We start from the raw sequence: 12,090 nt of genomic DNA on the forward strand, positions 1-12,090 counted from the left end.
GGGAAATCGGGGGCGGCGGCCGGTGCGGCGCCGCCGGCGATGGCGCGGGCGAGGCCGAGGCCGAGGCCGGACGCGCCGGTCGAGACCGGGCGGCGCAGCGCCGCCTCGCCCAGGGCGAGAAGATGCCGCTCGGCGATGGCATCGACGATGCAGGCCCCCCTGCCCTCGCCCAAAGCCGCATCGAGCGCCGCCGAAATCGCCGCCGCCCCGCGCTCGACGACCTCGAACGGCACGAGGCCGACCGGGCGGGATGACTGGCGGGCGAGCACGCGGACGAGGTTGGAATCCCGCATCGGGTTGAGCGGGTGGTCCTTGAGCGGGCTTTCGGCGAGCGGCACGGCGCCGACGAAGAGATGCCCCTGGTAGACGGTGCGGCCGGTTTCGGGAAAGGCCGGGCAGACCGGCACGCAGAGGCCGCCGGCACGGGCCGCCAGCGCCTCGGTCACCGGGCCGATATTGCCCGCGTCGGTCGAATCGAAGGTGGAGCAGATTTTATACATGACATGCCCGGCCCCCCGGGCCGTGCAATACTCGGCGGCGGCGAGGGCGGCGGCGACGGCCTCCCGCGCCGGGACGGAGCGGATCTTGAAGGCGACGACGATGGCGTCGATCTCCGGCAGGGCAAGGCCATCGGCGGGGATGCCGATGGTCTGCACCGTGCGCAGGCCGTTGCGGCTGAGCGTGTTGGCGAGGTCGGAGGCGCCGGTATAGTCGTCGGCGATGCAGGCGAGGCGCAGGCTCATCGGCCGCGCCCCGCGAACCAGGCGAGGCCGTCCTCGGTGCGGCCGCGCGGGCGGTATTCGCAGCCGACGATGCCGGCATAGCCGAGCCGGTCCAGCTCGTCGAAGAGGAAGGGATAGTTCAGCTCCTCGCCATCCGGCTCGTGGCGCGAGGGGACCGAGGCGATCTGCACATGACCGATCTGGCGGATCAGCCGGCGCAGCCGCATCGTCACGTCGCCGTGGATGATCTGGCAGTGATAGATGTCGAACTGGAGGCGGACATTGCCGATGCCGAGGCCCGCGATGAACGCGGCCGCCGCGTCGACATCGTTGAGGAAATAGCCCGGCATGTCGCGCCCGTTGATCGGCTCCAGCAGCAGGTCGATGCCGTGATGGGCCAGCGTCTCGGCGGTGCGGATGACGGCGTCGCGATAGCGCGCGCGGGCGGCGGGGTCGGCGGGGTCGGCGATTCCGGCCATCAGGTGCAGGCGGGTCACACCCGTCGCCGCCGCATAGTCGAGCGCGCGGGCGGTGCCGGCGGCAAGCTCCTCCTCGCGGCCGGGCAGTGCGGCGAGGCCGCGCTCGCCGCCCGCCCAGTCGCCCGGCGGGAGGTTGAACAGCGCCTGGGTCAGCCCGTGCTTCGCGAGGCGGGCGCCAATTTCCTCCGGCCGGTGTTCATAGGGAAAGAGGAACTCGACGGCATCGAACCCCGCATCCGCGGCGGCGGCGAAGCGGTCGAGGAACGGAACCTCGTTGAACATCATCGAGAGATTGGCGGCGAAGCGGGGCATGGGGCCCTCCGGATCAGGCAGATGGGGTCAGGACGGTTCGGGCAGCGAGATCGGCGCGATGCGGGCGAAGAGCCGGGCGACGGAGGCATCGTCGTCCCGCCCCATGCCGGCGGCGGCGGTCATCAGGAAGAGTTGCAGCGCTTCGGAGGCCATCGGCACCGGCATCCGGCCGCGCCGCGCCATGTCGAGCACGATGCCGAGATCCTTGGTGAAGATGTCCACCGCGCTGCGCGGGGCGTAGTCGGCATCGAGAATGTGGGGGACGCGGTTCTCGAACATCCAGCTGTTGCCGGCGGAGCCGGTGATCACCTCGTAGACGCGGCGCAGGTCGAGGCCCATCGAGGCGGCGAAGGCGACGGCCTCGCAGGCGGCGGCGATGTGCACGCCGGCGAGGAGCTGGTTGACCATCTTGAAGCCGGCGCCGGTGCCCGGCTCGTCGCCCAGCTCGTGGATGGTGGCGGCCATCGCGTCGAGCGCGGGGCGGGCGGCGGCGAAGGCCGCTTTGCTCCCCGAGGCCATGATGGTGAGTTTTCCCTCCGCCGCGCGGGCGGTGCCGCCGCTGATCGGCGCGTCGAGATAGTGGATGCCCATCGCCTCCAGCCGGGCGGCCAGGGCGCGGACGGCCTCCGGCGCCATCGTCGCACAGGAGATGAAGACCGCGCCCGGCGCCATCGCCGCGGCACAGCCGGCCGCGCCGAACAGCACCGCCTCGGTCTGCTCGGCATTGACGACGACGCTGACGACGATCTCCGCACCGCGCGCGGCGGCCTCGGGGGATGCGGCCGGCGCACCGCCGGCGGCGGCGAGGCGCTCGAGATTGGCGGGAACGACGTCGAAGCCGCGGACCGAGAATCCGGCGCGCAGCAGGGCGGCGGCCATGCCGCCCCCCATCGAGCCGAGGCCGATGACGGCGGCCGCCCTGCCCTCGCCCGCGCTCATTGCCGTCCGTCCGCTGAAGCGATGGTCATGCCGTTCTCCTGAATCTCATGTGCTGCCGCCCGCCTCGAGCGTGAAACCGACATCGAGGCGGCGGGTGGTCGGCTCCCGCCCGGCGATCCGGGCAAGGAGCATGGCGGCGGCCTCGCGGCCGATCTGCTTGCGGGGCGAGACGATGGTGGTCAGCGTCGGCGTCGTCAGCGCCGCGATCGGCAGGCCGTTGAAGCCGGCGATGGCGATGCGGCCGGGCACGTCGGTCCCGTCGCGCCGCGCCCGCAGCAGGGCGCCGACGGCCATTTCGTCATTGGCGAAGAACAGCGCGTCGAGCGCCGGGGTGATGGCGAGCAGGTCCGGCAGCGCGTCCCAGCCGACCTGCTGGCCGCCGCCCTGCCCGGCCCCGCCCTCGCGGTCGAACAGCACGACGGCCGCCTTCCCGGCGAGCTGGCGGCGCAACCCGTCATAGCGCTGGCGGGCGCGGTAATCGTCCTTCATGCGCAGGCCGACGAAGCCGATGCGCCGGTAGCCGCGCGCGAGCAGGTGCTCGGCCATCGCGGCACCGGCCCGAACATGCGAGAGGCCGACATTCATGTCGATCGGCGCGCGGCCGGTTTCCATGAATTCGACGATGGGGATGCCGGCGTTGCGCAGCAGCGTCGCGGTGCGCGTCTCGTGCCGCAGGCCGGCGACCATCATGCCCGGCGGCGCCCAGCCGAGCAGGGTGGCGGCCAGCGCCGCCTCGTGCCCGAGATCGTAGCCGGTGCTGCCGAGCAGCATCTGGTAGCCTTGCGCCTCAACCGCTTCCTGGATGCCCTCGATCACCTCGACGAAGACGACATTGGAGAGCGAGGGCACGATGACCGGGATGACGCGGGTGCGCGCCGAGGCGAGCGCGCCGGCCATGCGGTTCGGCACATAGCCGAGCTGCTCGACCGCCTGCTCGATGCGGCTTCGCAGGGCCGGGGAGACGGAGGCCGGATTGTTGAGCGCGCGGGAGACGGTGATCGGCGCAACCCCCGCGCCCGCCGCGACCTCGTTCAGCGTCACGGCGGCGCGCCGGCGGCGGGTGCGGCGCGGCGCCGCGCAGGCCTCGCCCGTCGCCTGTTTCGCTTCATCGGCCGTGGCACCGCGTGCGCGGGTTCCTCTCATGCCGCGACTATCGCGGAGATCGGCGTCCCATGCAAGATGGTAGCGCTGTCAGAATCTGGTTGCGCTACCACCGCGCCGCTCCTATACAGGAGCGGTCGGATATCGGGAGAAACAGGAATGTCGGGCAGCGGATCAAAACCCTCCATCGGCTTCATCGGCGTCGGCTTCATGGGCCACGGCATGGCGAAGAACATCGTCGAGGCCGGCTACGCCCTCACGGTGATGGCGCACCGCAACCGCGCCCCGGTCGAGGACCTGATCGGCCGCGGCGCGAAGGAAGCGAAAACCCCGCGCGAGATCGCCGAGGCGAGCGACATCGTGTTCCTCTGCGTCACCGGCAGCCCGCAGGTGCGCGCCGTGACCGAGGGGGAAAACGGCCTCGCCGCCGCCGGCCGGACGCTCACCATCGTCGACTGCTCGACCTCCGATCCGTCGGTCACGGTGCCGCTCGCCGAGAGCCTCGCTGCGCGCAACATCACCCTGCTCGACGCCCCGCTCGGCCGCACGCCGAAGGACGCCTGGGAAGGCACGCTCGACGTGATGATCGGCGGCGCCGCCGAGGATGTCGCCCGCGTGCGCCCGGTCATCGACACCTTCGCCCAGCGCGTGATCCATACCGGGCAGACCGGCACCGGCCACACGATGAAGCTGCTGAACAACTTCCTCTCGATGGGCTATGGCGCGCTCTATGCCGAGGCGCTGATGCTCGGCGCCAAGGCCGGGCTTTCGGCCGAGACCTTCCACAGCGTGATCGCCGGCGGGCGGATGGATTGCGGCTTCTACCAGACCTTCATGCAATACGTGGTCGGGCGCGACCGCAACGCCCACAAGTTCACGCTGAACAACGCGCTGAAGGACACCGCCTATCTTAACGCCTTCGCGGTGGCGCAGGGCGCGGCCAACCCGCTCGCCGCCGCCGTGCGCAATTCCTATGCCCAGGCGGTGGGCGCCGGGCGGGGCGACGATTTCGTGCCGATGCTGGCCGATTTCATCGCCGAGGCCAACGGGGTGAAGCGGGCGGAATGAGCGAGAGCGCGCTGCGCGAGGCGATCTGCCGCTTCGGCCGGTCGCTGTTCGAGCGGGGGCTGACGCCCGGTTCCTCGGGCAATATCAGCGTGCGGCTGGAGGATGGCGGCTGGCTCTGCACGCCGACCGACGCCTCGCTCGGCTTTCTCGACCCCGCGCGCATCGCCCGGCTCGACGCGAACCGCCGGCTCGTCTCCGGCGACAAGCCGACCAAGGAAATCCCGCTGCACGACGCGCTGTATGACACGCGGCCAGAGGCCGGCGCGGTGGTGCATCTGCATTCGACCCATGCCGTCGCCCTCTCGCTGCTGCCGGAGATCGACCCGGCGGAGGCGCTGCCGCCGCTGACGCCGTATGTGATGATGCGCGTCGGCAAGGTGGCGCTGGTGCCGTTCCACGTGCCGGGCGACCCGGCGGTGGGCGATGCCATTCGCGGGCTCGCCGGCAAGCACAGCGCCGTGCTGCTGGCCAATCACGGCCCGGTCGTCGCCGGCACGTCGCTCCAGGCGGCGGTGTTCGCGATGGAGGAGCTGGAGGAGACGGCGAAGCTGCACCTGCTCACCCGCGGGCTCAACCCGCGGCTGCTGACGACAGAACAGCAGGCGGCGGTGCGGGCGAAATTCGGGGTCTGATTCCCCTTCCCCGCCGTCAGGCCCGGCCGGCTTCGTCGAGAAAATGTTGCGGCGCCTCGCGCCGGTCGGTCATGCCGTAGTCGCGGATGACGCGCACCAGCCGGTGCGACGCCCCCTCGCCCGCCCCGGCTCCCGTTCCGCTGCGGAGGAGCAAAACATCGCCAGGGGTGAGGACGGCCTCGAACACGTCCCAGCCGACGAGGCCAGGCACCGCGGGGTCGAGCCCGAGGTCGCGGGCCAGGGCCTCCGCCGTCATGCCCGCCGCCCCCTCACGCCGCGCGGTGAGGAGCGAAACGCCTGCGGAGTCCGCCTCCGCCACCACCCCGACGCGCAGGCGATAATCCGCGAACAGCGCGCGCCGCGCCTCTTCCTGGGCGCGGTGATGCAGGGCGTGGCGGCGCCAGGCGATCAGCGCCGCCTCGTCCCGCCAGAGCGAGACCGAGAGCAGCCATCCCGGCCGGGTCAGGCTGCGATAGCGGATGTTCTCGATGAACCCGTCGATCCCTTCGAGTTCGGGCCGCAGCAGCCGGGCATGGCCGAAATAGTCGTCCAGCCGGCCGTCCTTCGGCCTGACCTCGAAGATGACGGCGTGCATCGCTCTATTCGGCCGCCGCCTCGGCCTCGCGCCGGCGCTCTTCCGCCCGGGCGCGAACCTTGGCGACCAGCGGCCCCTGCTCGTTATAGGCGTGGCAGGAATTGAGCAGGGCGCTCGGGATGTCCCAGCGGTCCTCGGTGGTGCCGCCCTCGCGCGCCGATTTGTGGGCGCGGATCGAGAACATCGTCTGGATCGCGGTGGTGGCGACCTGCTGGAGCAGCTCGCGCAGATGGGTGCAGCCGGCCGTGCCGCCGACGCGCTCCATCGCCCCCTTGAGGAAGCCCTTGCCGATCGTCAGCCCCGCCAGCGCGGCGAAGTTCGGCGCCACCCCGGGGCAGATCGCGTGCGGCGTGTCGTCCATCGCCGCCTCGGCGCGGACGACGGTGAGCTTGTCGTCGATCGTCAGGCGCAGACCCATCCCGTGCAGCGCCTCGCCGGCGTTGATCCGCCCGCGGTCGTGATTGCCGAAACTGTAGGTCTTGGTGTCCTTCATGTGGGCTTCGATGTCCACGAGGCCGTCGGCGCGCAGATAGCCGCGGATCGCGATGTCGCGCAGGTGGAGCAGTTGCCGGGATTCGGCATGGCTGAGGGGCATGGAGCGAAAACTTTCCCTGATCTCGATGTTGACGAATAGGTTAAGCGCTGCCCGGACGGCTTGCAAATGCTCCGGCGCGATGCATGACAGGGTTGCTGCCCCTCGCGCGCGGTTGTCTGCCGCGCGAGACCGGCGCAATCTGTCGCGCCTCGTTTTCATCGCCCCTCCCCGCGCCACCCGAACGGACCCATGGAATACACGCACAGGCAACGGCTTCAGGTCATCTCCGGTATCATCCTGTGCATCCTGCTGGCGGCGATCGACCAGACGGTGGTGATCCCCGCGGTGCCGGCGATGGCGGCGGGGCTGCACGGCTTCTCCCATCTCTCCTGGGTGGTGACGGCCTATCTGCTGACCTCGACGGCGACGACCCCGCTTTACGGCCGCCTGTCCGACCAGTTCGGCCGGCGGCAGACCCTGATCCCCTCGATCGCGCTGTTCGTCCTCGCCTCCTGCGTCTGCGCCACGGCAGAAACCCTGCCCTGGCTGATCGCCGGGCGGGCGCTGCAGGGGGTGGGCGGCGGCGGGCTGATGGCGATCGCGCAGGCGGCGATCGCCGACGTGGTCAGCCCGCGCGAGCGCGGCAAGTATCAGGCCTACATGGCCGGGACCTGGGGCGTCGCCTCGACCGCGGGGCCGGTGGTCGGCGGCTGGGTGACCGATCATCTCTCGTGGCAGTGGATCTTCTGGTTCAACGTGCCGCTCGGCCTCGCCGCGCTGGTGCTGAGCCAGATCGGGCTGCGCCAGCTCAGGACGGTGGCACGCGGCGGGCGGATCGACTACGAGGGCGCGGCCCTGCTCACCTGCGCCGTCACCGCCTTCCTGATCGGCCTGTCCTGGGGCGGGCGGAACTATCCGTGGCTCTCGGCGCCGGTGATCGGCATTTTCGCGGCGGGCTTCGCGCTGATCGCCGCCCTCTGGCGGTGGGAGGCGCGCGCCGCCGTCCCGCTGCTGCCGATGCGGCTGTTCGGCAGCGCCTCCTTCGTGCGGCTGGTCGGGATCGGGTTCCTCACGGCGCTGGCGATGTTCTCGGCGATCTTCCTGCTGCCGCTGTTCTTCCAGCTGGTCTACCGCGCCAATGCCGCGCAGTCCGGCTGGGACATCATGCCGTTCATGATCGCGAGCACGATCGGCGCCTACGCCGCCGGCCAGGTGGCGCGGCGCACCGGGCGGACGCGCAAGCTGCTCATCGGCGGCCTCGTCGTCGGCACCGCCGGCTTCGTCCTGCTCGGCCTGCTGCCGCGCGCGACCCCGCTCGGCCTCGTCGTCTTCAACTGCTTCGTCATGGGGCTCGGAATCGGCTTCGTCCTGCCCTCGAACCTCGTCGCGGTGCAGAATGCGGCGACCCGGCACGATGTCGGCGCCGCGACCGCGACGCTGCTGCTGCTGCGGGCCATGGGCGGCGCGTTCGGCGCGACCATCGCCGGCGCGGTGCTGCTGCTGCGCCTCGGCCGGCAGATCGACGCGCCGGGCGCCGCGGCCGAACGCGCGATGGCGGCGAACCCGGCGCTGCCGGCGGCATTCCACGCGGCGTTCCTGATCACCGCCGGCTTCGCCCTGCTCGGCCTCGTCGCGGCTATCCGGGTGGAGGACACGCCGCTGCGCGAAACCGTGGCAACCGACGGCACCGACACCGACGAGGCCGACGCCGAACCCGCCGCGATCGGCCACTGACGTTTTGCCCCCGCGCCGCGCGGCGCGGACGAGATCACGTTTCCGTGATGATGCGGCGCGGCATCCGGGCCGCCTCGTCCCCCGCGCAATAAAATTTCGCGATCCACGCGGCGCGAGGGCAGCGGGATTGCCGCGCGGCGCCGCCGCGCGCAGCGATCGGCAAGCCGTTACGATCCGGACAAAAACCTGATTTTGCTCGCAAATTTCGATCACGCGGCGCATAATTCGCAGCGGATAAAAAGCCCGGCGCAAAGGCCGGGCGGGGGAAATTCCGCATGAAGACCGCCGACACCATGCTCGACATCCGCTACCGCCCCGGCCCCGGACGGGTGATCCTGACCGGAACCCAGGCGCTGATCCGGCTGCTGCTGGCGCAGCGCCGGCGCGATGCGGCCTCGGGGCTGAACACGGCGGGGTTTCTCTCCGGCTATCGCGGCTCGCCGCTCGGCGCGGTGGACATCCAGGCCCATGCCGCCGCCGCGGTGCTGGCGGCGGAGGGCATCGTCTTCCGCCCCGGCGTGAACGAGGACCTGGCGATGACCGCAATCTGGGGCACCCAGATCGTCCCGCTCTTCCCCGGCGCCACACACCAGGGCGTGTTCGCCATGTGGTATGGCAAGGGGCCGGGGGTCGACCGCTCGGGCGATGCGCTCAAGCACGCCAATTACGCCGGCACCACGCGCCACGGCGGCGTGCTGGTGGTCGCGGGCGACGATCACGCGGCGAAATCCTCCACCGTCGCGCATCAGAGCGAGCCGGCGCTGATCGCCGCCGGCGTGCCGGTGCTGGCGCCGAGCTCGGTGGCGGACATTCTCGAACTCGGGCTTTATGGCTGGGCGGCCTCGCGCCATTCCGGCCTCTATGTCGGGTTCAAGACGGTCGAGGAGATCATCGACTGCACCGCCTCGGTCGAGACCGGCCTCGATGTACCGATCATCCTGCCGGACATCGACCCCGACAGCGTCGCGATGCGGCTGCACGAGCCGGTGCTGGCGCAGGAGGCGCGGGTGCTCGGCCTGCGCCGGCCGGCGCTGATGGATTTCGTCGCCGCCAACCGGATCAACCGCATCGTCGAACCCGCCCCCGGCGCGCGGCTCGGCATCGTCACCGCCGGGAAATCCTTTCTCGATGTCGAGCAGGCGCGGGCCGATCTCGGGCTCGGCTTCGCCCGCGTGCTCAAGCTCGGCATGACCTGGCCGGTCGAGCCCGGGATCGTGCGGGAGTTCGCGCGCGGGCTGGAGGAGATCGTCGTCGTCGAGGAAAAGGCGCCGGTGATCGAGGACCAGCTGCGGGCGATCCTCTACGGCATGGCCGGCGCGCCGCGCATCGTCGGCAAGCGCGACGAGACCGGGGCCACGCTGTTCCGCGCCGAGAGCGACCTCTCCGCCGCCGATGTGACGCTCGGGCTCGGCCGGCGGGCGCAGCGCCTCCTGCCGGACGAGGCGCGGGAGGCGGCGCTCGCGCACCTCGCCGCGACGATCGAGGCCGGCCACGCGCTCGATTTCGGCGCCCACCGGGTGCCGCATTTCTGCGCCGGCTGCCCGCACAACACCAGCACGAAAGTGCCGGAGGGCTCGCGGGCGATGGCGGGCATCGGCTGCCATTTCATGGCGACGTGGATGGACCGCGCGACCGATGTCTATTCCCACATGGGCGGCGAGGGCGCGGCCTGGATCGGCCAGGCGCCGTTCACCACCGAGCGGCACGTCTTCGCCAATATCGGCGACGGCACCTATCACCATTCCGGCCTGCTCGCGATCCGCGCCGCCATCGCCGCCGGGGTGAACATCACCTATCGCGTGCTGTTCAACGACGCGGTGGCGATGACCGGCGGCCAGCATGTCGACGGGCCGCTGAGCGTGCCGCAGATCACCCGCGAACTCGCCGCCGAGGGGGTGAAGCGGATCGAGGTGGTCACCGACGAGCCCGAGAAATACCAGGGTGTTGCCGATCTCGCGCCCGGCGTCAGGGTATCGCACCGCCGCGAGCTGGACGCGATCCAGCGCGCCATCCGCGAGATCCCCGGTGTCACCGCGATCGTCTACGACCAGACCTGCGCGACCGAGAAGCGCCGCCGCCGCAAGCGCGGCACGATGGCCGACCCGGCGAAGCGCGCCTTCATCAACAAGCGCGTCTGCGAGGGCTGCGGGGACTGTTCGCTGGTGTCGAACTGCATCGCCGTGGTGCCGGTGGAAACCCCGTTCGGGCGCAAGCGGGCGATCGACCAATCCGCCTGCAACAAGGATTTCTCCTGCGTCGAGGGGTTCTGCCCGAGCTTCGTCACCGTGCATGGCGGCGGGCTGAAGCGGCCGGAGGCGACCCGCGCCGCCCCGCCCGATGACCTGCCCGAACCCGCGCTGCCGCCGCCGGAATGGGACATGGTGGTGGCCGGGATCGGCGGCACCGGCGTGGTGACGATCGGCGCGCTGCTCGGCATGGCCGCGCATCTCGACGGCACGCCGGTTTCGGTGGTCGATGTGCTCGGCCTCGCGCAGAAGGGCGGCGCCGTGGTCTCGCATCTGCGCTTCGGGGCGGCGGCCGGGGCGGCGCAGGCGCTGCGGGTGCCGGCGGGCCGGGCCAACCTGCTGCTTGGCTGCGACGCGCTGGTCGCCGGCGAGCGGGAGACGCTCGACTGCCTCGGCGAACAGACGCGGGCGGTGGTCAACCTGCACGAGACGATCACCGGGGAGTTCACCCGCAACCCCGCCTTCTCGCTGCCGATGGCGCGGCTGCGGCAGAGCCTGGCGCGCCGGGTGGGCGAGGCGCATCTCGACACGATCGAGGCCACCGCGATCGCCACCGCGCTGATGGGGGACGCGATCGCGACCAACCTGTTCCTGCTCGGCTATGCCTGGCAGCGCGGGCTCGTGCCGGTGAGCCGGGCGGCGATCGCGCAGGCGGTGGAGCTGAACGGGCGGGCGGTCGCCCTCAACCTCGCCGCCTTCGCCTGGGGCCGCGCCGCGGCGCATGACCGCAGCACCGTTGCGGCGGTGGCGGCACCGCCGGGGGCCGAGCCTTCCGGGTTCGACGCGCTGTTCGACATGCTGCGCGACGATCTCGCCGCCTACCAGAACCGCCGCTACGCCGCGCGCTTCGCCGAGACGGTCGCCGCCGTGCGCGAGGCCGAGCGTGCGGTGCGGCCAAACTCGACGGAACTCGCCGAAACCGTGGCGCGCACGCTGCACCGGCTGATGGCCTACAAGGACGAATACGAGGTCGCCCGGCTGTATTCCCGTCCCGCATTCCGCGCCGAGCTCGCGCGCACCTTCACCGACACGCGGGATATCCGCCTGCACCTCGCCCCGCCGCTGCTCGCCCGGCGCGACAAGGTGACCGGCCTGCCGCAAAAGCGCGAATACGGCCCCTGGATGCTGAAGGCGCTGGCCGCGCTGGCGCCGCTAAAGGTGCTGCGCGGCACGGTGCTCGACCCGTTCGGCCACAGCGCCGAGCGGCGGGGCGAGCGCGCGCTGATCGGCCGCTACGAGACCACGGCGCGGCGGATCGCGCTGATGCTGGCCGAGGACAACTTCGCCGCCGCCCTGGCGCTGGCCGCGATTCCCGCCGAGATCCGCGGCTTCGGCCATGTGAAGGCGCGCAACCTCGCCGCCGCCGGGGCGCGCTGGGCGGAGCGCGAGGCCGCCTTCATCGCGCCGGCCCCGGCAGCCGCGCCGCGACTGCCGGCGGCGGCGGAATAGTCAGCCGCTCAAGCCGGCACGGCGGCGCAGCAGGCGGGCGAAGAGCGGCATGGTGAACATCACCAGCACCACCCGCAGCACATGCACGGCGAGCACGAAGGTCACGTCGGTCCGGGCGGCGATCGCCATCGCCAGCGCGGCATAGATGCCGCCGGGCAGCGTGGCGAGATAGCCGTCGAAATCCGAGGCGCCGGCGAGATGCGCGAGCAGAACGCCAAGCCCGGCGCAGATCACGTTCACCAGCAGGATGAGCGCCAGCGCCGTCGGCAGCGCGCGGC

The 12,090-nt window shown here is 71.6% G+C and carries 12 protein-coding genes; 4 read left to right on the top strand and 8 right to left on the bottom strand.

Annotated elements, in window-relative coordinates; translation table 11 throughout:
- From RT91_RS17230 to RT91_RS17245, 4 genes are all read right to left on the bottom strand, one after another.
- On the bottom strand, positions 1 to 743 hold a 743-nt coding region (locus tag RT91_RS17230; RefSeq protein WP_035188738.1), incomplete at its 3' end, for a four-carbon acid sugar kinase family protein.
- Positions 740 to 1,513, bottom strand: a complete 774-nt coding sequence (gene otnI, locus RT91_RS17235; RefSeq protein WP_012040054.1) for a 2-oxo-tetronate isomerase — start codon at positions 1,511 to 1,513, stop codon at positions 740 to 742. The genes otnI and RT91_RS17230, both read right to left, overlap by 4 nt.
- Positions 1,514 to 1,540: 27 nt before the next feature.
- A complete protein-coding gene (gene ltnD, locus RT91_RS17240; protein WP_012040055.1) occupies positions 1,541 to 2,452 on the bottom strand; it encodes an L-threonate dehydrogenase in 912 nt (303 codons plus the stop codon).
- A 45-nt stretch (positions 2,453 to 2,497) separates the two neighbouring features.
- A complete protein-coding gene (locus tag RT91_RS17245; RefSeq protein ID WP_012040056.1) occupies positions 2,498 to 3,595 on the bottom strand; it encodes a LacI family DNA-binding transcriptional regulator in 1,098 nt (365 codons plus the stop codon).
- Positions 3,596 to 3,712: 117 nt separating this feature from the next.
- Here RT91_RS17245 and RT91_RS17250 point away from each other — a divergent pair, with 117 nt between their 5' ends.
- Together RT91_RS17250 and RT91_RS17255 are read left to right on the top strand one after the other, a co-directional pair.
- The gene (locus RT91_RS17250) at positions 3,713 to 4,621 is read left to right on the top strand and encodes an NAD(P)-dependent oxidoreductase (protein ID WP_007423222.1); all 909 of its coding nucleotides are present in this window, start codon (positions 3,713 to 3,715) and stop codon (positions 4,619 to 4,621) included.
- Positions 4,618 to 5,253, top strand: a complete 636-nt coding sequence (locus RT91_RS17255) for an aldolase (RefSeq protein WP_007423223.1) — start codon at positions 4,618 to 4,620, stop codon at positions 5,251 to 5,253. Before RT91_RS17250 ends, RT91_RS17255 begins: the two co-directional genes overlap by 4 nt.
- Before the next feature lie 16 nt (positions 5,254 to 5,269).
- Here the strand turns inward: RT91_RS17255 and RT91_RS17260 are convergent, their stop codons facing one another.
- Both RT91_RS17260 and RT91_RS17265 read right to left on the bottom strand, forming a co-directional pair.
- The gene (locus RT91_RS17260; protein ID WP_035188741.1) at positions 5,270 to 5,848 is read right to left on the bottom strand and encodes an antibiotic biosynthesis monooxygenase; all 579 of its coding nucleotides are present in this window, start codon (positions 5,846 to 5,848) and stop codon (positions 5,270 to 5,272) included.
- Positions 5,849 to 5,852: 4 nt separating this feature from the next.
- Positions 5,853 to 6,443 carry a DUF2889 domain-containing protein gene (locus tag RT91_RS17265; protein WP_007423225.1) on the bottom strand — a complete coding sequence of 197 codons (591 nt, stop codon included), beginning with the start codon at positions 6,441 to 6,443 and terminating at the stop codon, positions 5,853 to 5,855.
- 189 nt (positions 6,444 to 6,632) lie between these two features.
- Here RT91_RS17265 and RT91_RS17270 point away from each other — a divergent pair, with 189 nt between their 5' ends.
- Positions 6,633 to 8,117, top strand: a complete 1,485-nt coding sequence (locus RT91_RS17270; protein ID WP_012040060.1) for an MDR family MFS transporter — start codon at positions 6,633 to 6,635, stop codon at positions 8,115 to 8,117.
- A 34-nt stretch (positions 8,118 to 8,151) separates the two neighbouring features.
- Here the strand turns inward: RT91_RS17270 and RT91_RS21665 are convergent, their stop codons facing one another.
- Positions 8,152 to 8,412: a hypothetical protein gene (locus RT91_RS21665; protein WP_148360988.1), complete on the bottom strand. Its 261-nt coding sequence runs from the start codon at positions 8,410 to 8,412 to the stop codon at positions 8,152 to 8,154.
- On the opposite strand from RT91_RS21665, the gene RT91_RS17275 reads away from it, so the two are divergent.
- On the top strand, positions 8,393 to 11,812 hold the full coding sequence (locus tag RT91_RS17275) for an indolepyruvate ferredoxin oxidoreductase family protein (protein ID WP_035188743.1): 3,420 nt from the start codon (positions 8,393 to 8,395) through the stop codon (positions 11,810 to 11,812). The genes RT91_RS21665 and RT91_RS17275 overlap by 20 nt on opposite strands.
- On the opposite strand, the gene RT91_RS17280 is transcribed toward RT91_RS17275, so the two are convergent.
- Positions 11,813 to 12,090: AbrB family transcriptional regulator (locus tag RT91_RS17280; RefSeq protein WP_035188745.1), on the bottom strand; the 278-nt coding region annotated here is incomplete at its 5' end. It abuts the gene before it with no gap.

It is taken from the genome of Acidiphilium sp. JA12-A1, from assembly GCF_000724705.2.
Taxonomy (GTDB): domain Bacteria; phylum Pseudomonadota; class Alphaproteobacteria; order Acetobacterales; family Acetobacteraceae; genus Acidiphilium; species Acidiphilium multivorum.

What these genes read in the sequence shown, in the direction of transcription:
- ltnD (WP_012040055.1), bottom strand. Translation starts at nt 2,452, where the DNA reads ATGAGCGCGGGCGAGGGCAGGGCGGCCGCCGTCATCGGCCTCGGCTCG.
- RT91_RS17270 (WP_012040060.1), top strand. Translation starts at nt 6,633, where the DNA reads ATGGAATACACGCACAGGCAACGGCTTCAGGTCATCTCCGGTATCATC.
- RT91_RS17250 (WP_007423222.1), top strand. Translation starts at nt 3,713, where the DNA reads ATGTCGGGCAGCGGATCAAAACCCTCCATCGGCTTCATCGGCGTCGGC.
- RT91_RS17265 (WP_007423225.1), bottom strand. Translation starts at nt 6,443, where the DNA reads ATGCCCCTCAGCCATGCCGAATCCCGGCAACTGCTCCACCTGCGCGAC.
- RT91_RS17255 (WP_007423223.1), top strand. Translation starts at nt 4,618, where the DNA reads ATGAGCGAGAGCGCGCTGCGCGAGGCGATCTGCCGCTTCGGCCGGTCG.
- RT91_RS17245 (WP_012040056.1), bottom strand. Translation starts at nt 3,595, where the DNA reads ATGAGAGGAACCCGCGCACGCGGTGCCACGGCCGATGAAGCGAAACAG.
- RT91_RS17275 (WP_035188743.1), top strand. Translation starts at nt 8,393, where the DNA reads ATGAAGACCGCCGACACCATGCTCGACATCCGCTACCGCCCCGGCCCC.
- otnI (WP_012040054.1), bottom strand. Translation starts at nt 1,513, where the DNA reads ATGCCCCGCTTCGCCGCCAATCTCTCGATGATGTTCAACGAGGTTCCG.
- RT91_RS17260 (WP_035188741.1), bottom strand. Translation starts at nt 5,848, where the DNA reads ATGCACGCCGTCATCTTCGAGGTCAGGCCGAAGGACGGCCGGCTGGAC.
- RT91_RS21665 (WP_148360988.1), bottom strand. Translation starts at nt 8,412, where the DNA reads ATGGTGTCGGCGGTCTTCATGCGGAATTTCCCCCGCCCGGCCTTTGCG.